Below are 20,508 nucleotides of genomic sequence, written 5' to 3' on the forward strand. Positions count from 1 at the left end.
CGAAAAACTTGTTCCATCTTTTAGAATGGCCGGACAATTGCCGTTATGGGTCTCGATTAGGCCTGCTTCCATCTTTTGCAAAAGCTTTGCGGATACCACCTTGATTCAAGCGCTCAGGACAAATACTGTTTTGAGAAGGCTGCATTTAGGCCAAGCGGTGCTTCGGGAACCGTAGCGCCGCTTGGCCGACCCTTCGCAGGCGTGAAACAGTCAACTGCCTTTCCGAAATAATTCGGAACGGGCACCCGAAGGGCAGCAAGGTTCGCCAGGGCGATCCTTGCTGGTTGACGGTTGAAAGGCTGAATGCGATACCAATCTATAGGGGTTCTTTTTGGTCTTTGTTAACGGCCTGCAGAGCGTTACGGATAGTAGCGGCATCCCGCGGAGCGGATATAGTGGATAGCCGGACCCGGTGGGAACCGGGGAACGCCCAACTACAGAGAATTTTAATAAATTCTCATGATGCTGTGGATCTTTGAGGTTGCATTTTGGATAACAAACAAAAAGCCGCTGTTTAGGCGGCTCCTTTGATAAGAAAAGTTAGGATAGTTAAAAGCTTGCAGTATCGCGCAACGCTTTGATTTGGTCATGTGCTGCTTTAATATCGATCGCCTGGGTCGTTACAACCTGTATTGCATTGGCAGGAATGTTACCACTGCTTATCGCTTCATCATAAGCTTTTTTGATGGCGTCTTCCCCGCGTTCTGCCTCTGATAAAATACTTTCGCGGTCGCTACCTCCAAACAGCGATTTTACATCGATCCATGCCCGGTGCAAGGTGCCGGAAATACTGTTGCCGGTTTCAACTTCTTCAACAGAGCCAACAATAGCCGCAAGCTCCTGCCCATTTTTACGGCTTTGCTCGGCATAGCCCTGGAATAATTGTTTTAAATCGACATTTTCATCTTTGATATCGGCAATCGCTTTTTCAAAACCGGCTACACGGTCGTTGTTAATCTCGATCAGGTCGTTGATCACGCCTGTTGCGTTTTCTGTGGTCGTCATAATGTTTTTCGTTTTTGTAGATTAAGGAATGCCCTAAAACTGTGCCAGTCTTAAACTAATAGATTTTTAAATTATTCAACTTCGGCGGCAGCCGCTTCGTTCACGTAGTTTTCCGCAACTTGTGTTAGCAAGCTATCAGCGTTTTTTTCTTCGGCGAGGGTTTCATCCAATAAACTCTGTGCTTCACTGTAGCCTAGCGTACCGGCTAACGTGCGCAAAGTGCCATAAGAGGCGATTTCGTAATGTTCAACTTTTTGTGCAGCCGAGATTATCGCAACATCGCGCACTTCGGTGCCTTTGTCTGTGTCGCCTAACAATTCGGTCGCTTCTGCCAGTAGGCCTTCCATTGCCAGGCATTTTTTTGCCGATGCTTTTTCACCAATAGAAGCAAACACACTTTCGAGGCGCGTCACTTGGTTTTTGGTTTCTTCAAGGTGTGCCGTAATTGTCTGTTTCAAATCTTCTGACGTTGCGCCTTTGATCATCTTGGGTAAGGCGGTTGCAAGGTGTTTTTCAGCCCAATAAATGTCTTTAAGTTCGTCCACAAATAATTCTTTCAAAGCGCTTTCCGCTTCACTCGTGCGGCTGGGAGTATTTGCAGCCGCTTTTTTGCTTTTTGTTGTAGTAGCCATAGTATAGATAGTTTTTATGTTTTCAGCCTGTGAAAACGCTCTAAAGTTTGGCGCTTCCACAACCTTGATTATAGAACCTTCCTACAACTAAAATGTTTGAGATATTTTAATTAAAAAGAAAATATTAAAATTAAAACTATATTTTTATAGCTTCTATTACTGGTGGCGTCCGCCACTATTGTGATAAGGTTTAGGTTAAAGCCCCAATACAGCGAGTGTAGCGGAGCTTTGTTTTTCCGTTAAGAAATGATTTTGTCTATGACGTTGTGCACCAATATCAAAACGGCTTAATCGACAATTCTCTTTTGCGTCTAACGTAGCCCCAAACTCCTAAAAATAATACGGCCACACCGCATATAAGCCCAATAGTGGGTGCTGGAGTGATAGCCATCATCCACCCTGAAAGGTAGGCACCGACTACATCGCATAAATTAACGAGAGCCATGTAAGCTGTAAATTGTGAACCTTCAACTTTTTGAATGCAGAGTGACATAAGAATAGGCATTGCTGCAACACTAAACATTGGATCTGCTAGATTCCAAAGGATCAAACCCGTCCCACTGTAGGGTTTAAAAAGCCACAAGTTATGGCTCAGGCCCAAAATAATTAGAAAGAGCCCGATACCTATCATTACCCTTAATTGTAATATCGTGGGCACCAATTTATCGGCAATGATCCCTCCAATAACTGTTATTGCAATGGTAGCAATAGTACACCAGCCCCCCTGCAAAACCGATACATCATTATATTGCCACTTTAAATTATGAATGAGATAAAATGAAAATGACCTAATAAAAACCCCGTTACAGGTGTAGACGGTAGCAATAACGATAAACGTATTGAAGTTGTCTTTTTTCATTAATCCAGAAAATAATTGCCTGAATAGCCATCCTAACTTTGGGTTTTCTTTAACATTAGTTTTGTCGCTCGTTCTTTGGCGAAAGTTTGGCAAATACCTGTCAGCAGGGTCTAATTTTGTGAAGAAAGTAAATGTGGTCAAAATAAATAACAATGCTGATTGCGATAGTACAGCAGCATGAAAGCCGTAATGATACAGGACAAGCGAAAGCCCGGCAGAACCCAAAGCGATACCGGCTAAAAACCCGCCGCGCATAAATGCATTCACGCGGCCACGCTCATTCTCTGGGACGATAGAAATTGCTAACGCATCAACACTTGCATCCTGGACACTTGCAAAAATACTATGGATAAAGAAAGCGGCAGAGACGGTTGTCAATTCCCCGATTGGATTATTAATGTATAGTAGGCCGAGGGACGCAATCAACGCCATCAATTGTGTAAGGACGATCCACTGTTTCCGATGCCCGATAACAGAATATTGATACCTGTCAATGATCGGCCCCCAAAAGAATTGCAGCACCCAAGGTATCCCAACAATAGCGACAAAGCTGCCAACACTTTGTGAAGAAAGGCCTTTACCGGTAAAGTAATTCGCCATCGCCGTAAGTGCAAACCCTGCAGGTACGCCTTGCATCACGTATAAGTAAAGAAACGTTACGTAACGCAAATTTCGATTGTTGTTTAACGCCAGCGAGAGTTTCAAGGTTATAATTGAATTCTCTAATATAATACTAAAATGCTCAATAAATGTATATTTTAGATATTTATGTACTATTTCGCGCAGGCAACAAATTTATATGATGAAAGAAAAGTATGACGACCTTTCTATTCTTTGCAGTAAGATCACTACACAGTTTTACAGTACAAGTTTTTCGTTAGGTATCCGATTTTTATCTAAAGAGGTTCGTCCGCCTATTTTTTCCATTTACGGCTTTGTAAGGCTTGCAGATGAAATCGTAGACAGTTTTCACAATTACGATAAACGTTATTTGCTAAGAAAATTTGAGCATGATTGTTTCGAAGCGATCGAGCAGAAAATAAGCCTCAATCCTATTCTAAATTCTTTTCAACGGACGGTTAATGATTATGCGATCGACCATGAACTGATCCGGCTTTTTTTAAAAAGCATGGAAATGGATTTGGAACGGAGTCAATATGATTCGGAAGCCTACGGCCAGTACATATTAGGGTCAGCACAGGTTGTAGGTTTAATGTGCCTTCAGGTTTTTACAGGAGGGAATAAAGCAGAATATGAGAAATTGAAAATTCCTGCGATGAAGTTGGGGTCTGCTTTTCAAAAAGTAAATTTTCTTCGTGACCTGAAGGCGGATTATGAATCGCTTGGCAGGACGTATTTTCCTGGGGTTGATTTCGACGATTTTTCGGAAGCCGAAAAGACAAAGATCGAGCACGAAATAGAAAGCGATTTTAATGACGCTCGAGAGGGGGTTCTTAGATTGCCAGCACGGGCAAAGAAAGGGGTTAGCTTAGCATTTGCGTATTATTACAGGCTCTTTGAGAAAATCAAGGGGCTCAATGTTAATGTAATTCGCAATAACAGAGTGCGGGTATCTGATGCCCGCAAGTTTATAATTATGATCAGAATTCTTTTAACGCCGGATTCAACTAACCACTTCATGCTAAGCAATTATGAAGAATAGTGTAATGCTGGTAAACGAGCATGACCAAATGTATGGTACCATGGATAAATTGGCCGCTCACCGTACCGGTAAGTTGCACCGCGCGATATCGGTTTTTATTTTCAATAATAAGGGTGAAATGCTGATCCAACAAAGGGCAGCAGGTAAATACCATTCAGGAATGCTTTGGAGCAATGCGTGCTGCAGCCATCCCTATTTAGGCGAAGCGGCATCAGCTGCTGCTAACCGGCGCTTACATGAAGAAATGGGTATCAGTACCTACCTACACTTTGCCTTTACGTTTATTTATAAAGCTGAAGTAGGAGCAAGCCTTACCGAGCATGAATTTGACCACGTATTTATAGGCATTTGCGATATAGACCCGATCATCAACCATTTAGAAGTAGCTGATTTTAATTATATCCCTTTAGCTCTACTCGAATTAGATATACAAAAACACCCAGAGTACTACACGGAATGGTTCAAAATCTGTTTTCCTCAAGCCGTGGCATCCTACAATAAATTATCGGCACCATCAGCTTAACTAAGGCATTCCTTTAACTGTAATTTCGCCCAGCCTTGATTGTTGACAGGTTTTAGAGCTACTTATTTTTACCTATCTTGAGTGAAATACTAACAATTATTATTTGTCACCATATGCTGTATATTTGACTAAAATGAAGTCATACGCATTTGTGCATGAATTGCTTTCCCTTCTCGAAGATTTCGAGAAGGAGAATGAACGCGAAATTACCTTGCCGGACTTTGTTGGTTTTCTTTTAATTAAGCTCAGCGAAAGGAATGGCCTTTCTAACCGTTCTGAAGTACGGTTCGGTAATAGTGAACCAAATGCTCAAGATATTGCCTTCAACATTGATAACAATATTTCCCGCCTCTTGATCTTCATGTACCGGTACGCCAAGTCATATATAAAAAAGGCCCTTGACGGCACGCCACTTCAGACAGCAGAAGATTTTACGTGCCTTGCGATTTTGTTGACGCATGACAGTATCTCCAAAACAGAATTAATACGGCATAACATTTTAGAAAAAACTTCAGGAACAGCAGTAATAGCCCGCTTGATCGCTGCTGGCCTTGTTGATGAGTGGCAAAATAAATCGGATAAACGAGGAAAGCATATTGCCATCACACCCAAGGGCAGGGAATTATTGTATAAAGTTTTTGAGCACACCAGCAATGTCGGTACTATCGTAACGGGCAAGTTAAGCCTTAACGAAAAACTGACGCTGCAATACCTTTTACAAAAATTAGAGGAGTTTCACTATCCAATACATGTTAATCGGATGGTTAGTTCCCAAGACGATTTAAATACCATCGCTAAAACGATCAGTAAATGACGCCATCGTTTTTTATTCATTTTTTAAGCTGTTAATCGGATTTGCAATAGCTGCCCTTATGGCATGGAAGCTTATCGTCAGGAGCGCAACAAGTGCTGCAATTCCTCCACCTATTACAAATATCCACCAGCTGATTTGTATCCGGTAGGCAAATTCCTGTAGCCAGTGGCTCATGAAATACAGCGCTATAGGAAAAGCAATAACTACTGCGAGAGCCACGAGAGATAAGAAATCTTTTGTGATCAAAAGCGTAATTTTAAACGCTGAAGCACCGATAACTTTTCTGATCCCAATTTCCAATTTTCGTTGCTTTACACTGAATAAGGAAAGCCCAAATAAGCCGAAACAAGCTATTGCGATCGCTAAACCCGTAAACAGGCTAAAGAGTTGCCCGAATTTAATTTCGGCTTTATATTGTTCATTAAATGCATTGTTTAAAAAGGTGTACTCTAACGGCCTTTGCGGCACTATGTTCTTCCATAGTTCTTCGATCGCCTGGACCGTAGCCGGAACATTTTGAGGCCCAATTTCAACTGAAAACAAGCGGAAATTTCCAGGGAGGATGCGCATAGCCAAGGGGCCTATTTGATGTTGTAACGATTCATAATGAAAATCTTTAAAGACGCCTATAATTTTCGCGTCATTCGGGTACATCCCCACCTTTGCGCCAATAGCTTCTTCTGGGTTGTTGAAGCCAAGTTTCTTTAAGGCTGTTTCATTAATAACCATAGACTCTACGGTGTCAGCAGCGAATTGAGAGGACAATCCCCGGCCAGCAACCATCGGGATATTGTACTGTCTCATGAAGGAAAAATCAGTTAAGTAAATTGGAAGTTCTGCATGTACGGTATCGCCATTTTTCTTTGCAAAATCCATTGACCAGCCAGAGATGAGGTTGCCTGGGACAGCAGATGAGGCTGATACGCTTTTCACACCTGGTTTTTTTAGGATTTCAGACTCAATATATTTATAGTTTTTTTGAACCGAATTATCACCTTCAAAATTTATTACCATCGTTTGCGCAGTTTTAAATCCAAGGTCATGCGTCTGCATATATTTAAGCTGTGTAAAGACAACAATGCAGCTGATAATTAAAATTATTGAAACCGAAAACTGAAAAACGACTAATGCTTTACGCATACCGATATTGAAACTGGATGTTCGAACTCTTCCTTTTATTGCTGCCACAGGATTAAAGCCAGAAAGAATTAAGGCTGGGTATATGCCCGAAACGGAACTGACTATTATAACAGCTGCAACTAAACCAACTATGTGAGCAGGTTTAAATAATGCAAATTCTATCGTTTTGCCCGAAAATTCGTTGAATATTGGTAATAGTGCCGCTGCCGCAAAAATTGCAATTAATGCTGCGACGCCCACCATTAAAAATGATTCAAAAAAGAATTGAGCCACTAATGCAGGACGGCTAACGCCGTTCACTTTTTTTATACCAACCTCTTTAGCTCTTTCTGTCGCCCGGGCAGTCGATAAGTTAATAAAATTGATGGAGGCTATTAAAAGCACAAAGAATGCAATCGCAGCAAAAACATAAAGGCTACGAATATTTCCTGTTTTACCAATTTGATTTTCACGGTCACTATGCAAGTAAATGTCATTAAGTTTTTCTAAACCATAATGATGGGTTGTCCCATTTGTGTTGGCATTATGCCGGTTTGCAAATGCCGCCATTTGTGAAATTAACTGTTCATTATCTTCAATTTTAGGCAGTAAGATATACGTATGGAAGTTATTAGAATACCAATTTGTAAATAGCCAGTCATAACCCGAGCCCTTGGCTTGCGCCGTAGCCATGGATGCAAGGATATCAAATTGAATATGCGAGTTAGAAGGAATATCTTTTGCAATGCCGGTAACTCGGTAAGTGTCACCATTCATGGTAACGATTTTTCCAATAGCATTTTTATTGCCGAAGTATTTTAACGCAGTCGTTTGGGTCATAACAACCGTCCGAGGCTCATTTAATGCTGTCGAAGGATCGCCATAGACAAGTGGAAATGAAAACACGTTAAATACTTCTGGATCAGCGTAAAATATATGCCTTTCTTCGAATGCCTTATTTTCGTATTTTACTAATGATTCCCCATCAATAAAACGTACAGCGACTTTAACCTGAGGGAAGTCGTTTAATAGAGCCGGAGCCAATGGGCCCGGGCTTCCTGCACCATGCTGAAAAAGAGCATTAGTCTGCTTGTCATCAACAACTCGGTAAATTTGCTGAGCGTTTTTGTTGAACGTGTCGTAGCTCAACTCATCTTCAATATACAGCGCCATAAGTACAACTGCCGTTAAACTTATTGCTAAGCCTGCAACATTTATTGACGTGAAGAGGCCTGAACGTAAAAGGTGCCTCAATGCGAATTTTAGTTGAGTTATCATGGTGGTTTTGAAGTAAAAGAGGTTGTAGCATTATGATAAAAAGAATAGTCCGGCAATTCTATATTTGCCTTGGCGAAATGCATGCCAATTAAATAAAATATTCATTGTCAGATTTTTAAGATATGTTTAAATTGGCGCCGTCCGCATACGATACAAATTTACGTACGCATTTGATACATCAGCCAGGATGCTGCGATGTTAAGCCCTTGCGATCCATAACGGAATATATTTGCCCCTGTATTTTATTAAAGACATTGCTGCCCAAAAAACATGTGCAGGAATTACGGTCATATGTCATTTACATCGGCAACTTTTACCTAGAGTTAATTGAACTGCAGAATTAGGTGAGTTTAAAGAAAAATATTAAAATATCGAGTCTGAATAACATGCTGGCAACTAATTTGCTAAGTTGATGGAAAATAGAAAGGGCCATGAATTGGACAGCTTAAATAATGGGGAATTCACTTTCTCCAATGATACTTTGAAACAAGACCTTTCGCTGCTGATGAAGGCTTTAGATTCTTCCATTTCCGGTATCATCCTTACAGACAATCAACAACCGGATAATCCGATCATATACTGCAATAAGGCTTTTGAGCGCATAACCGGCTATCAAAGGCACGAGATCATCGGGCACAATTGTAGGTTTTTGCAAAAAGAAGACCGTAATCAAAAAGAGCGTGCGGTTTTGCGCAACGCCGTTAAAGAAGGCAAAGAATGTGTCGTTGAGATGCGCAACTATCAAAAAAACGGTACGCTATTTTGGAATGAACTTTATATGTCGCCCATAAAGGACGAGCAAGGTAATGTTTGCTATTTCATAGGAGTTCAGAATGATGTTACGCGCAGGAAAAAGGCAGAGCAGGAACTACTGCACCAGCAAGACGTAATGGAAGCCCAAATATCAGAGCGGACAAAGAGTTTGAAGGAAAGCGAAGATTACCTTTCAAGTATTGTTCAAACCGTAAGAGAAAGCCTGGTCGTTTTGAACCCTGACTTCAAAGTACTCAGTGTTAACGAGCATTTTCTGAAAACGTTTAAAGTAGGAAAAGAAGAAACAGAGGGGCGTCTGCTCTATGACTTGGGCAACGGGCAGTGGAATATACCGCAGCTAAAAGAATTGTTAGAGAATATCTTGCCGACCAATAATCCTGTTGAGGAGTTCGAAGTAGAGCATGATTTTCCGCACATCGGAAAGAAGCTGATGTTACTAAATGCCCATCGTATCGAACTGGAAGGGCAGTACAAAGACAGGATATTGATAGCGATAGAAGATATAACAGACAGGCGGGAAATTGAACGCCGGAAGGATGATTTTTTGTCTATCGCAAGCCACGAGCTCAAAACGCCACTAACAACAATCAAGGGTTATGTACAAATCATGCAACGCCTTCTGCCAAGTGACATTAGCGATAAATTTAAAGATATCCTGAAGAAAACGGGGATATATGTAGAACGGTTAAATACCCTTATTGCAGATTTACTGGACATGTCACGTATTCAAACCGGCAATATTGAATTGCACCGCGAGACATTTGATTTTGATAAAGCCATACATGAAGCGGTCGAAAATATACAGGCTGCCACAAAAACACATCAGATTATTATCAAAGGCAGTGCAACAAATAGTTATACCGGCGATGAATCGCATATCGTGCAGGTTATTAATAACCTTTTATCGAACGCAATTAAATATTCGCCGGAATCAGATGAGGTGGAGGTTTATTTATCAAAAGTGAGCAATTTTTTAAAAGTCGCTGTGAAGGACAAAGGAATGGGTATAAAGATCGAAGACCAGAAAAAAATATTCGACCGCTTTTTTCGGGTCGGGGAGATCCAGCAACGGTTCCCGGGCATGGGCATCGGGTTGTACGTTTGCGAACAGATCATTAAAAATCATGGCGGTACCCTTTGGGTAGAAAGTGAGTTTGGCCAAGGTTCAACTTTTAGTTTTACCCTGCCGTTAGATGAAAGGAAGTCAAATGTACAATAAAACTATTTTGATCTGTGACGATGATGAGGGCATCTTAGATATGCTCGAATTGATACTTGAAGAGACCGGTTACCGCATTATTCCTGTTAAGAATAGCTTACTAATTTACGAGGAAATAGAAAAACAAAGCCCCGACCTGATCTTACTTGATTTATGGATGCCTGTTTTATCAGGTGACCAGGTATTGCGGACTTTGCGCAAAAACCCGGAAACCAATAATATCCCGGTTATCGTCATATCGGCAAGCAGGGAAGGGCAGCGCATTGCTAACGAAGCAGGTGCTGACGACTTTATCGCTAAACCATTTGACCTTGACCAGTTAGTTAACCGCGTACAAAAATTAATTGCAGCCTGATCAATAAGTTTCTAATAGGCCGATAGCCGTTTCGTTACCTTGCTGTGCAGCAAGATCAAAAACGGAAAGCCCGCGGCTATCCAATATAGTTTTATCAGCATCATGTTCTAATAAAATTTTTACAATATCATTCCGGCCGAACATGGCTGCGAACATCAATGCCGTTCCGCCATTACCATGTTGCCGGTTCAGGTCAGAGCCACTGGAGATAAGTAACTTCACGATATCTGTGTAGCCCTTGAAACATGCGCCCATTAGCGCGGTGTTTCCACCAGCATCGGCAGCGTTTACATCTGCCCCGTGACTGATCAACCATTTTGAGGCATTATACTGGCGGTTGTAAGTAGCGATGATGAGCGGCGTAAAGCCTTTTTCATCGTGTGCATTGATATCTGCCCCTTCAGTTATAAGGTTTTGGAGGGTATCAATATCTCCGTTGCGGGCTGCGTCTATGAGCCCGATTGTTAGTTTATCCATTTATTATTCTTATAAAAGCGCCCAGGCGGGTGGCCCGGGCGCGGTATTACTAAGCCGGTACCAAGCGCGGCTTTTCTCTCTCCCAAAAACGGTGCTGTGCGATCATCTTTACGAACAGATCTGCATAGTTACTGTCCACCTCGCCCATCAGTATACCCTCAGACAATACCGTATCTTGTTTATAGTCAGGCGGCAGCTTATTGCTAAAGTAGGTAGCCTCTATTACCTGCATAGCGTCTTGATGTGCTGCAATGGGTTTGCAATGTTTGAAAGCTTCATTTAAGAAATGTACGGCGTTCGCTTCTGCTTCCAGTGTCGCTACAGCGTTCGCTCCGCCTGCTACATATACCGCATCAAATAAAACCGATGCTGCCGTTAAAAAACTTTGATCTGCTTCAAATTGCTCATCATTTTCTGCGGTAAGCATGCCGCCTCTTGGTGCGATCAGCTCTACAACGGCACCTTCAGCTTCCAGCTTATTTTTAATTACACTTATCGAATCAGCATCGGCACCATCGGCTACCAGGATCGCCACTTTGCGGCTTTTTATGGTGTCCTTAACAGTATTGGCCATGCTCAACGCATCCGATTTACCCAGGCTACCTTCAACTTGTACCGATTGGTAATCGGCCGGGGCACCATCTGCAGATACGCTTTGGTTTGCCGATATTTCCGTAGGTAAATGTAAGCCCAAGCCATAAGCGACTTGCGTAGCCAACCCTTTATCGATTTGCGCCAATATGCCGAGCATACGTTCGCGCACAGCAATGGTTTTCACTTTGCCTAATTCAAAGGTAAATGCGTCAACGATGTGGTTTTTCTCCGGTTCCGACTGGCTGTTGAAGAATAAGCGCGCCTGGCTGAAGTGGTCGAAAAAGCTTTTATTACGTAAACGTTCTTTACGCGCCTCTATCCGCTCGCGGTAGGATACAAAGCCACCCTCTGCCTCTTTTACTTGCTGCGGGTCATTGTTCCCCAGGGAATTTGGGCTATAGCTGGTTTTGCCTTTGTTTATGGTTTGCCGCATAAACCCGTCGCGCTGGTTGTTGTACACCGGCAATATGGGGCGGTTAATTGGTATTTCCTGGAAATTAGGGCCACCCAATCTTGTCAGCTGTGTATCGGTATAAGAGAACAGCCTGCCTTGTAATAACGGGTCGTTCGTAAAATCGATGCCCGGCACGATATGCCCGAGGTGGAAAGCAACCTGTTCTGTTTCTGCAAAGAAATTATCGGGATTACGGTTAAGCGTGAGTTTGCCGACGCGCTGCACGGGGACCAATTCTTCAGGTACCAGCTTGGTAGGGTCGAGCAAGTCGAACTCATATTTGAACTCGTCCTCTTCAGGAATGATCTGCAACCCTAGTTCGTATTCAGGAAATGCGCCGCTTTCAATAGCGTCCCAGAGGTCCCGCCTATGGAAATCCGGGTCTTTGCCCGAAATATTTTGCGCTTCATCCCAAGCAACTGCATGCGTACCTAATAAAGGTTTCCAATGGAATTTTACAAAGCTGGATTTACCCTCAGCATTTATAAGGCGGAAGGTATGTACACCAAAACCTTCCATCATTCGGTAACTACGCGGAAGTGCACGGTCGCTCATCGCCCACATGATCATATGCGCCGACTCGGGCATCAGGGAAATAAAGTCCCAAAAGGTATCGTGGGCAGATGCTGCCTGCGGAATTTCATTGTCAGGTTCAGGCTTTACGGCATGAATAAGGTCAGGGAATTTAATGGCATCCTGGATAAAGAACACCGGCATATTGTTTCCTACCAAGTCAAAATTACCTTCCGGTGTGTAAAATCTTACCGCAAAGCCGCGCACATCGCGCGCTAAGTCGCTTGAACCTCTCGAACCGGCTACGGTAGAAAAGCGCACAAATACGGGTGTTTCGCGTTTGGGGTCATTTAAAAAGCCGGCTTTAGTAACATCTGCGAGGCTTTCGTAAACCTGGAATACGCCATGCGCACCCGAACCACGGGCGTGGACCACTCTTTCGGGTATCCGCTCATGGTCGAAATGCGTGATCTTTTCACGAAGGATAAAATCCTCCAGTAAGGTCGGGCCACGGTCACCGGCTTTTAATGAATTTTGGTCGTCATTGATCGGTAGGCCCGTATTCGTATTCATTTTTTCGCCCGCGCCATCGGCGGTATGGGCAGCAAGCTGTGTAGTTTTATCATTTTCAGGCTGAGGCGCTAATTTCTTATCGATCGCGCCTTCGGTGCCCAATTTGGGCGATGGTTTCTTTTTGCTCATGGTTATGCCTCTTCTGCTGCCTGGTAATTAATATCGCTTTCCGCTACATCCGTTAATTTTTGATCCGCGGCTTTTTCTTCTGTTAAAGTTTGGTATAGCAACTCTGCTACATCATACAATCCAAGGGTTTTGGCTAATTGCGTTAAGCCGCCATAGGTCGCGATCTCGTAGTGCTCCACCTTTTGGGAGGCAAGAATTATGCCTACATCGCGCGTCGCAGTGCCGGGTTCTGTGCTTTCAATGATGCCTTCGCCTTCTTTAGCTAAACCTTCCATGGCATCGCATTTTTGTGCCTGCACTTTTTCATCAAGCAATTCGAAAACTTGTTCGAGGCGTGCCACATGCGTTTTTGTTTCTTTTAAATGGTTTTCAATGGCTGCAACGAGCGTTTTGGAACTCGCTGCTTTCTGCATTTTAGGCAAGGTTTTCACCAAATGGTTCTCAGCCCAATAGATATCCTTGATGCCATCGGTAAATAATTCCAATAAGGCCGGCTCAGCCTTAGGTGAAGTTTTAGTACTGAATTTAGGTTCCCCTGTTTCTTTAGGCATAGTTGAATTTTAGTAAATTTGGTTTGATGAGGGACTGCTAAGAATTTACAGGACCGGCTAAGTATGTAATTAAACCACCTTTAGGAATAATTGTTCTTACCTTTTAATAATTTAATTAGAAGGAAATTGCTATCGGGGAAATGATCTGAATGAGTTTTAGCCTTTATACATGATCGCCTCGTTACTTGGGTTGACGAGGGAAACCCTTAGCAGTATCAGAAAACAAACGGCAAAAAAGCAACTTGTGGCAGACCTGCATTGGTTATAATTCAGGCAAAAAAATGTGAACCCCGAAAAATTCACATTTTAACGCTTATTATACCCGGTATAGAGAAATTACTTTAGCAGAACTCAACTTATTGATCGATAGTTAATTCTCAGGCATTACAAAAAGTCATTCAAAATGACTTTTTGAGATGATGTGCCGTCTTACTGCCGGAGTGCACAGCGATTTGGCGCGGTGTGCCCTGCACAACAATTTTTCCACCCTTATCACCCGCACCTGGGCCAATATCCATAACCCAGTCGCTTTGGGCTATCACATTCATATCGTGTTCTACAACCACTACAGTATTACCTTCATCTACTAAGCGGTTGAGCTGTGCCATCAGGCGTTCAACGTCCGAGGGGTGCAGCCCTGTAGTTGGCTCGTCGAGGATGTAAAGGGTGTTGCCATCTTGCGCGCGTTGCAATTCCGATGCCAGTTTTATACGCTGGGCTTCGCCGCCGGATAGTTCCGTGGCGGGCTGCCCGAGCCGCAAATAACCAAGCCCTACTTCGCGGATAACTTCCAGGGCGCGGGATATCTGCGGTTCTTCGTCGAAGAAATTAGCAGCGTCGTCTACGGTAAGGCCCAATACTTCGGCTATGTTCTTGTCTTTGTATTTTACTTCAAGTGTTTTTGGGTTGTAGCGTGTGCCGCCGCAGGTAGGGCACGGCGTGTATACACTGGGCAGGAAAAGCAATTCTACCATCACGACGCCTTCGCCTTCGCAATGGGGGCAACGCCCTTTGGTTACGTTGAAGCTAAATCGCCCGGCATCGTACTTCCGTTCGCGCGCGGTTTTAGTGCCGGCAAATAGTTTTCGCACGTGGTCAAAAAGGCCGGTATAGGTAGCTAGGTTAGAGCGCGGCGTACGCCCGATAGGCTTTTGATCGACAACCACAAGGCGTTTGATGGCTTGCATACCACCGGTAATTTGCCCGCCTAATGTTTTTACCGCGGTTTGTTCGAGCTTGTCGCCCTCGTCATCCCCAAGATCCATCTTTAACCCCAATCGTTCTGAAACCAACTCCACCAGAACCTGGCTTACCAGGGTACTTTTGCCCGACCCGGAAACTCCCGTAACACTGGTTAATACGCCGATAGGAAACCTTGCATCCAGGTTGTTCAGGTTATTGCGGGTGATGCCTTTTAGTTCAAGAAATGTGGCCGGCTCCCTGGTTGTGCTATCTTCGTTTTTCCTATTGTTGGATAAATAATGCCTCGTTACCGAATCTTCAACATCCGCCAAGCCTTCCGGTACGCCGCTATATAATACATAACCTCCTTTTTCACCCGCCGCCGGCCCTACATCTACTATCCAGTCGGCATGGCGTATCACATCTATCTCGTGCTCCACAATAAATAATGAGTTGCCGGAAGCTTTCAGCTTATCAAGCGCTCGCAATAGCGCTTCGGTATCAGCAGGATGCAGCCCTGCCGAAGGTTCGTCCAATACATAAACCACTCCGAACAAATTCGACCGCACCTGCGTGGCTAAGCGTAAGCGCTGCAATTCGCCGGGAGATAGGGTAGGCGTGCTGCGTTCAAGGGTTAAATATCCCAACCCTAAGTCGAGCATTACATTCACCCGGCCTAGAAAGTCAGCAGCGATCCTTTGCGTAACTATCGCTTTTTCGGGATGTGCCTGATCCGGAATAAGCGTGGCGTAGGGCTCAAAAATATTTTTTAATTGTGATAACGAGAGCCGCGCGAAATCGGCAATGTCGTACCCCGCAAATTTAACAGACAATGATTCGCGTTTCAACCGTTTGCCATGGCAAAGCGGGCATTCGCTGCTGAGCATATATTGCGATACGCGCTTCTTCATGAGCTGGCTTTGTGTATTGGCGAACGTATGCCGCACATATCGCCGGGCACCTGTAAACGTCCCCATATAATCGGGCTGTCTATTATCTTTAATAAAGCGCTGCACTTCCTCCCGGTTATAACCGGCGTAAACGGGTACGGATGGCGTTTCCTCGGTAAAAAGTATCCAGTCGCGGTCTTTTTTAGGTATATCCCTCCAGGGGATATCAATATCGTACCCCATGGTGGTGAGTATATCCCGCTGGTTTTGCCCTTGCCAGGCAGAAGGCCAGGCCGCAATGGCTTTCTGCCTGATGGTTAAGGAATCATCGGGCACCATGCTCTGTTCCGTAACTTCGTAAACACGTCCCAGCCCGTGGCATTCAGGACAAGCACCCTCCGGCGTGTTAGGGGAGAAGGCTTCTGCGTAGATGATATTTTGCCCTTTAGGGTAATCTCCGGCGCGGGAATAAAGCATGCGCAACAGGTTAGACAGTGTAGTTACGCTGCCCACCGAAGAACGCGTGGAGGTAGCACCCCGCTGCTGTTGCAATGCTACAGCGGGAGGTAGGCCCTCTATCTCGTCCACTTCAGGAATAGCCATTTGGTTGAATAAACGCCTTGCGTAGGGCGATACCGATTCGAGGTAGCGCCGTTGGGCTTCGCCGAACAGCGTGCCAAATGCCAGCGAAGATTTACCCGAACCCGATACGCCGGTGAAAACAACAAAAGCATCCCGCGGTATATCCAGGTCTACATTCTTTAAATTATGTTCACGTGCACCCCTCACTTTTACAAAACCACTGAATTTCATGATAGCGCAACAGCAGAAGCTGGGAACTGTTTAGGTGGTGGGCAAACTTAGGCCGGTAATATCCGCGCACGAGCGCAGAAATAACTCTTGTATATCCACATCGTCTGCTTTCAGTTGATAGTCGGCCTCCCGCTGGTGATGGAAGTACTTGCCGCTCACCAATGCTTTTGGGTCATCACTTACAGCCAGCCAAACCTGCGTTAGGTAGCCTTTTCTTAAATTATCAGGTGCGCCTTTTCCACCCATTTTGGTCGGCACCCAACCGGGATCCACCGAGTTGGCATAAACTTGCGGCCATTTTCGCGCTACGGCCTTGGCCAGGATGAGGTCGTGGAGTTTGGAGTCAGAGTAAGAAACAATTGGCGGGGCCGCTCGCAAGCCACCCATGGAAGTATCGCCGCCGGTATGCATACCCGAACTCAAATAAACCAAACGTTTTGGCGGGCGAATGAGGCAAGTAAGTATGTATGGCGCAATGGTGTTTACATTCAGTATTTGCCCGGGTGCCTGGTAAACACCGGCGTTGTGAATAATGGCATCAAAGGCACCCATTTTGTTCACCTCGCCCGCGAGGCGTTTTGTTTCGCTGATATCTGATAGGTCGGCGATCAGTACCGTGCCCGCCTTCGGGACTTTGGCTAATGCTTCTCTTGCACGTTGTTCGTTGCGGGCGTGTAATACTACCTGATGCCCTTGTTCAATAAGTTCAATTGCTGCAAGCTGACCCAGGCCATCTGCCGAGCCGGTGATAAATATTTTTGCCATTTATATTATATGCGTAACAAACCATGCAAGACGCTTTTTTGTTAGTTTCGCCGCATGAAAAATTTTGTGTTAGAGGTGGAGGGGACGACATTTCAGTTTATTTCGATGAACAGGCGGCGGGTGCAGTTATTCCAGGTACATGGGGTAGTTGACGATAAGGCCATACGTTTTCACATGCAGATAAACGAAGCGAGCGGAGATCTCAAGATCACGGAACCATCGCAATGCCCGGAACAATACCGTGGTGCGGAAAAGCTTTTTAGTGATGCCATCAAGATACATGGTAAAACGGAAAAGATACCTACCTGATAAATTGGCGGCCAGGATTTGGCTGACGATCTTGTTTTTGGCCGTCGATAAACCGCCCGGCCAGAAAAAAACTTTACCGTTTTTTTCCTGTTCATTTTTTAATGGCTTCATTTCACTACCGCCCCGAAACTTCATATTTGCTTGATGTACTTCAGTTAGCTGATGAAGCTACAGCAATATATACCGGCGAAGAGCTTACGATCCAATTTGCTAATGCAGCTATGCTGCAAAAGAATGGATGCCATTTGGTACTTAACGACAACGCCCATGTTAAAGGGAACTGGTCGGAGGCTTCCGGCCGGGGAGCAGAAGCCGGCCTTAAAAAATTCGCCTGGATATACTCGCCAAGTACTTTTAACCGCATTGCAGCAAACAAAAGTTTACCATCGGTATATGATGCTGTTCAGGTAGCATTTTTCAATGACCGAGAAGAGGCATTAAACTGGCTTCGCCAATAGTCTCATCCATTCATTCGATTATCGAATAATAATTATTAATAAAAATACTTAACTAAGATAACAAATACTTTTAGGGGGTGTTGCTTCAACAAGAAAACATATAACACTCCTACAAATGAAAAAGAGATCAATTACCTATGCGGCGCTATTTTGCATGATGGGCGCCGTAGCTTGTAAAAGCAGCTCATCTTCGTCCACGTCGGATAGCCTGGCTACAGATACCACCCAAATGGCGCCAAGCGCCGATACCGCCAAAAGTGCCGGGATAAAACCAAAAGGGCCGGCTCCTGCCTGGGCACCGGATATCAAACCTGAGATGCAGGCCGTAATAGAAAAATTAGCCAGCTATGGCGATAAACCGATACCACAGCTAAAGGCGGTTGAAGCCCGCAAGAACCATACGCCAACCGATGCGGTGATGGACCTGATGAAGGAAAATAACGTGCCAAAGCCGGTATTTAACGTTGATACGGTTGGTAAAGATATTACAGTACCCGGCGGCAGCATACACGCCCGTGTTTATATCCCCAAAACCGGTAAAAGCGCGTACCCGGTAATTGTATACTACCACGGTGGTGGCTTTGTAATTGCCAATCTGGATGTTTACGATGCCTCGGCAAATGTATTGGCCGATAAAACGGATGCGATCGTAGTATCGGTTGCTTACCGGCTGGCACCCGAGCGTAAATTCCCTACAGCGCATAACGATGCTTTTGACGCCTATAAATGGGTGTTGGCCAACGCTGCCTCGTGGCAGGGCGATCCTAAAAAGGTTGCTGTAGTTGGCGAAAGTGCGGGAGGTAATCTGGCCGTAAACACTGCTATCAAAGCCCGCGATACCAAAGTAATGCTTCCTGCCGCAATTGTTGCCGTTTACCCGGTAGCCGGGTCGGATATGACAACGGCATCATACGTAAAAAACGCTGCTGCAAAGCCTTTGGATAAACCTATGATGGAGTGGTTCGTGAAGAATTACCTGAACAGCATGGCCGAAGGAAAAGATCCGCGTATCAATTTAGTTGCTGCTAACCTGAAAGGCTTGCCGCCAACAACTGTTATCACTGCTGAGATAGACCCGCTGCAAAGCGATGGGATGATGCTGGTTGATAAACTAAAGGCCGCCGGTGTAACCGTGGATAGCAAGAATTGGGACGGCGTGACCCACGAGTTTTTTGGTATGGGAGCCATTGTACCACAAGCTAAAGAAGCAGAGATGTATGCAGTGGATGCTCTGAAAAAAGCGTTCGGGATATAAATTTGTTGTTGAATTTCTGGAAGGGACGGCCGCCTGCGAGGGTGGCCGTTTTTGTTTATGAAATTTCCGTAAAATTAATTGATCAGCAAAAAATATTTACGCCGACTTTATCGCGGGCTGTAAAAGATCATACAGATCGGTTTCCATGATAGTTGATAACTGAACCAACCTGTTTACGGAAACAACCGTTTGCCCTAACTCAAGTTTGCTGTAAGCATTTTGCGACATATTTAACCGGAACGCGATATATTCCTGCGTATAATTAAGATGAAGCCGCCTGGCCCTGATAGCCATTGCTAATGCTTTTGCGTTGAACATTTAGCGTGAGTTTATAATTGAAAATATTATGATATTTTATATCAAAGGTTTGGCGGACGGAAACCTTGAGGACCGTGATGATTCTATCTGTCATTTAATCAATTCATCGCAAATTTGAATAATGTTGTCATAATATCTTTTGATATTTGTCAAGAAATCAATGACGACCTCACCCTGCTTAAGGTTTCTGGCGCCATATTAAGATAAGAAGCAATGTGTATGCCGGCAACTTTCCTACAGATTTCCGGGGACATCTCGGAGAACGCCCTGTAGCGTTGTTTTGCAGTGGTTATTCGTAGAATATTACACCTGTGATCTGATCCTATCCATTCTTTCTCCATCAACCGCCTGGCAAGTTCATTTAACTGAAAGTTATTTATATAGGTAATTTTTGTTCTTAGTGAACTTACAGAAAAGACAATGCTTCTTTCGAGGAATTGTACATTGTAACTTGGGCCTGAAAGATCCGAAAATGGAAATATAAGGTTAAAGAAGTTGCCTGCCTCTATAAAACGGAGGGTTATTTGTTTGCCTTTAGAATTGATATAGTATGATCGCGCAAGCCCTTTTTCAAGAAAACACACACAGTTATGATCAAGGTTAGGCAAGATTGAAGATGCCCTTTTAAACTCGTTCTTTACGATCGTATTGCCGAAATGAAGTTGCAATTCGTTAAACGCTTTGACGTGAAAATCGTTATCTGTGTAATGACTGTAGCTTTTCATAGTACCGAAGTTAAAATTCGGGGACAAAAATTTAGTTTAACAAGTATTTCATTCCCCTTTTTCTTTAGCTTTGATCACCTATTATTCCTTAAATACGAGAGGTTTACGCAGCCAGGCCCTTCATTAGGGTAAAACTATCCTGTCCTGCTGCCGGTAAAATTTTATAAATATTACATGCAGCCTTAAGCCACGACTTGTATTTGTTCGCCATGGAAGAAAATACCGGAATAATATGCTGGAAGTGCAAAACACCTTCGCCAT

The 20,508-nt window shown here is 44.1% G+C and carries 18 protein-coding genes; 7 read left to right on the forward strand and 11 right to left on the reverse strand.

The window, feature by feature from the left end:
* Positions 1 to 549: 549 nt before the first annotated feature.
* The 3 genes from BC343_RS09870 to BC343_RS09880 all read right to left on the reverse strand — a co-directional run bounded on the left by BC343_RS09870 (position 550) and on the right by BC343_RS09880 (position 3,201).
* Positions 550 to 1,005, reverse strand: a complete 456-nt coding sequence (locus tag BC343_RS09870) for a ferritin-like domain-containing protein (RefSeq protein ID WP_078347620.1) — start codon at positions 1,003 to 1,005, stop codon at positions 550 to 552.
* A 71-nt stretch (positions 1,006 to 1,076) separates the two neighbouring features.
* Positions 1,077 to 1,637: a YciE/YciF ferroxidase family protein gene (locus BC343_RS09875; protein WP_078347621.1), complete on the reverse strand. Its 561-nt coding sequence runs from the start codon at positions 1,635 to 1,637 to the stop codon at positions 1,077 to 1,079.
* Positions 1,638 to 1,914: 277 nt separating this feature from the next.
* Positions 1,915 to 3,201: an MFS transporter gene (locus BC343_RS09880; RefSeq protein ID WP_143822132.1), complete on the reverse strand. Its 1,287-nt coding sequence runs from the start codon at positions 3,199 to 3,201 to the stop codon at positions 1,915 to 1,917.
* Between the two features lie 94 nt (positions 3,202 to 3,295).
* On the opposite strand from BC343_RS09880, the gene BC343_RS09885 reads away from it, so the two are divergent.
* The 3 genes from BC343_RS09885 to BC343_RS09895 all read left to right on the forward strand — a co-directional run bounded on the left by BC343_RS09885 (position 3,296) and on the right by BC343_RS09895 (position 5,496).
* Complete coding sequence (locus BC343_RS09885) at positions 3,296 to 4,159, forward strand: phytoene/squalene synthase family protein (RefSeq protein ID WP_317043640.1); 864 nt, start codon at positions 3,296 to 3,298, stop codon at positions 4,157 to 4,159.
* Entirely contained in the window at positions 4,149 to 4,682 is a 534-nt protein-coding gene (gene idi, locus BC343_RS09890; protein WP_078347623.1) for an isopentenyl-diphosphate Delta-isomerase, read from the forward strand. Before BC343_RS09885 ends, idi begins: the two co-directional genes overlap by 11 nt.
* Positions 4,683 to 4,815: 133 nt before the next feature.
* Positions 4,816 to 5,496: a MarR family winged helix-turn-helix transcriptional regulator gene (locus tag BC343_RS09895; protein ID WP_078347624.1), complete on the forward strand. Its 681-nt coding sequence runs from the start codon at positions 4,816 to 4,818 to the stop codon at positions 5,494 to 5,496.
* 12 nt (positions 5,497 to 5,508) lie between these two features.
* Here BC343_RS09895 and BC343_RS09900 read toward each other — a convergent pair whose 3' ends face one another.
* Positions 5,509 to 7,893, reverse strand: a complete 2,385-nt coding sequence (locus BC343_RS09900) for an ABC transporter permease (RefSeq protein ID WP_078347625.1) — start codon at positions 7,891 to 7,893, stop codon at positions 5,509 to 5,511.
* 412 nt (positions 7,894 to 8,305) lie between these two features.
* Here BC343_RS09900 and BC343_RS09905 point away from each other — a divergent pair, with 412 nt between their 5' ends.
* Both BC343_RS09905 and BC343_RS09910 read left to right on the forward strand, forming a co-directional pair.
* On the forward strand, positions 8,306 to 9,886 hold the full coding sequence (locus tag BC343_RS09905; RefSeq protein WP_078347626.1) for a PAS domain-containing sensor histidine kinase: 1,581 nt from the start codon (positions 8,306 to 8,308) through the stop codon (positions 9,884 to 9,886).
* Positions 9,861 to 10,241 carry a response regulator gene (locus BC343_RS09910; protein ID WP_238381738.1) on the forward strand — a complete coding sequence of 127 codons (381 nt, stop codon included), beginning with the start codon at positions 9,861 to 9,863 and terminating at the stop codon, positions 10,239 to 10,241. The genes BC343_RS09905 and BC343_RS09910 overlap by 26 nt, the downstream gene beginning before the upstream one ends.
* Here the strand turns inward: BC343_RS09910 and BC343_RS09915 are convergent, their stop codons facing one another.
* From BC343_RS09915 to BC343_RS30730, 6 genes are all read right to left on the reverse strand, one after another.
* Positions 10,242 to 10,718: an ankyrin repeat domain-containing protein gene (locus BC343_RS09915; protein WP_078347628.1), complete on the reverse strand. Its 477-nt coding sequence runs from the start codon at positions 10,716 to 10,718 to the stop codon at positions 10,242 to 10,244.
* A gap of 49 nt (positions 10,719 to 10,767) precedes the next feature.
* Complete coding sequence (locus tag BC343_RS09920) at positions 10,768 to 12,981, reverse strand: catalase (RefSeq protein WP_078347629.1); 2,214 nt, start codon at positions 12,979 to 12,981, stop codon at positions 10,768 to 10,770.
* A 2-nt stretch (positions 12,982 to 12,983) separates the two neighbouring features.
* Positions 12,984 to 13,532: a YciE/YciF ferroxidase family protein gene (locus BC343_RS09925; protein ID WP_078347630.1), complete on the reverse strand. Its 549-nt coding sequence runs from the start codon at positions 13,530 to 13,532 to the stop codon at positions 12,984 to 12,986.
* A 398-nt stretch (positions 13,533 to 13,930) separates the two neighbouring features.
* Positions 13,931 to 16,417 carry an excinuclease ABC subunit UvrA gene (gene uvrA / locus BC343_RS09930; RefSeq protein ID WP_078347631.1) on the reverse strand — a complete coding sequence of 829 codons (2,487 nt, stop codon included), beginning with the start codon at positions 16,415 to 16,417 and terminating at the stop codon, positions 13,931 to 13,933.
* Positions 16,418 to 16,447: 30 nt separating this feature from the next.
* Positions 16,448 to 17,182 (reverse strand): SDR family NAD(P)-dependent oxidoreductase, encoded by a 735-nt coding sequence (locus BC343_RS09935; RefSeq protein ID WP_078347632.1) that lies wholly within the window; start codon positions 17,180 to 17,182, stop codon positions 16,448 to 16,450.
* A 126-nt stretch (positions 17,183 to 17,308) separates the two neighbouring features.
* Positions 17,309 to 17,602 (reverse strand): hypothetical protein, encoded by a 294-nt coding sequence (locus BC343_RS30730; protein ID WP_143822133.1) that lies wholly within the window; start codon positions 17,600 to 17,602, stop codon positions 17,309 to 17,311.
* Between BC343_RS30730 and BC343_RS09945 the strand changes: the two genes are divergently transcribed.
* Together BC343_RS09945 and BC343_RS09950 are read left to right on the forward strand one after the other, a co-directional pair.
* Positions 17,593 to 17,949, forward strand: coding sequence for a hypothetical protein (locus tag BC343_RS09945; RefSeq protein WP_078347634.1), 357 nt, complete (start codon positions 17,593 to 17,595; stop codon positions 17,947 to 17,949). The two genes, BC343_RS30730 and BC343_RS09945, sit on opposite strands and share 10 nt — an antisense overlap.
* A gap of 115 nt (positions 17,950 to 18,064) precedes the next feature.
* Positions 18,065 to 19,204 carry an alpha/beta hydrolase gene (locus BC343_RS09950; RefSeq protein WP_238381739.1) on the forward strand — a complete coding sequence of 380 codons (1,140 nt, stop codon included), beginning with the start codon at positions 18,065 to 18,067 and terminating at the stop codon, positions 19,202 to 19,204.
* 96 nt (positions 19,205 to 19,300) lie between these two features.
* Here the strand turns inward: BC343_RS09950 and BC343_RS31955 are convergent, their stop codons facing one another.
* Positions 19,301 to 19,522 (reverse strand): helix-turn-helix domain-containing protein, encoded by a 222-nt coding sequence (locus BC343_RS31955; RefSeq protein ID WP_078347636.1) that lies wholly within the window; start codon positions 19,520 to 19,522, stop codon positions 19,301 to 19,303.
* Between the last annotated feature and the right edge of the window lie 986 nt (positions 19,523 to 20,508).

Source organism: Mucilaginibacter pedocola (genome assembly GCF_002013915.1).
GTDB classification, from domain to species: domain Bacteria; phylum Bacteroidota; class Bacteroidia; order Sphingobacteriales; family Sphingobacteriaceae; genus Mucilaginibacter; species Mucilaginibacter pedocola.

Bases quoted from the DNA above. Each gene is read 5' to 3' on its own strand.
- BC343_RS09925 (WP_078347630.1), bottom strand. From the start codon at position 13,532: ATGCCTAAAGAAACAGGGGAACCTAAATTCAGTACTAAAACTTCACCT.
- BC343_RS09870 (WP_078347620.1), bottom strand. From the start codon at position 1,005: ATGACGACCACAGAAAACGCAACAGGCGTGATCAACGACCTGATCGAG.
- uvrA (WP_078347631.1), bottom strand. From the start codon at position 16,417: ATGAAATTCAGTGGTTTTGTAAAAGTGAGGGGTGCACGTGAACATAAT.
- BC343_RS09875 (WP_078347621.1), bottom strand. From the start codon at position 1,637: ATGGCTACTACAACAAAAAGCAAAAAAGCGGCTGCAAATACTCCCAGC.
- BC343_RS09935 (WP_078347632.1), bottom strand. From the start codon at position 17,182: ATGGCAAAAATATTTATCACCGGCTCGGCAGATGGCCTGGGTCAGCTT.
- BC343_RS09915 (WP_078347628.1), bottom strand. From the start codon at position 10,718: ATGGATAAACTAACAATCGGGCTCATAGACGCAGCCCGCAACGGAGAT.
- BC343_RS09885 (WP_317043640.1), top strand. From the start codon at position 3,296: ATGATGAAAGAAAAGTATGACGACCTTTCTATTCTTTGCAGTAAGATC.
- BC343_RS09895 (WP_078347624.1), top strand. From the start codon at position 4,816: ATGAAGTCATACGCATTTGTGCATGAATTGCTTTCCCTTCTCGAAGAT.
- BC343_RS31955 (WP_078347636.1), bottom strand. From the start codon at position 19,522: ATGTTCAACGCAAAAGCATTAGCAATGGCTATCAGGGCCAGGCGGCTT.
- BC343_RS09920 (WP_078347629.1), bottom strand. From the start codon at position 12,981: ATGAGCAAAAAGAAACCATCGCCCAAATTGGGCACCGAAGGCGCGATC.
- BC343_RS09910 (WP_238381738.1), top strand. From the start codon at position 9,861: ATGAAAGGAAGTCAAATGTACAATAAAACTATTTTGATCTGTGACGAT.
- idi (WP_078347623.1), top strand. From the start codon at position 4,149: ATGAAGAATAGTGTAATGCTGGTAAACGAGCATGACCAAATGTATGGT.
- BC343_RS09900 (WP_078347625.1), bottom strand. From the start codon at position 7,893: ATGATAACTCAACTAAAATTCGCATTGAGGCACCTTTTACGTTCAGGC.
- BC343_RS09945 (WP_078347634.1), top strand. From the start codon at position 17,593: ATGGCTTCATTTCACTACCGCCCCGAAACTTCATATTTGCTTGATGTA.
- BC343_RS30730 (WP_143822133.1), bottom strand. From the start codon at position 17,602: ATGAAGCCATTAAAAAATGAACAGGAAAAAAACGGTAAAGTTTTTTTC.
- BC343_RS09950 (WP_238381739.1), top strand. From the start codon at position 18,065: ATGAAAAAGAGATCAATTACCTATGCGGCGCTATTTTGCATGATGGGC.
- BC343_RS09905 (WP_078347626.1), top strand. From the start codon at position 8,306: ATGGAAAATAGAAAGGGCCATGAATTGGACAGCTTAAATAATGGGGAA.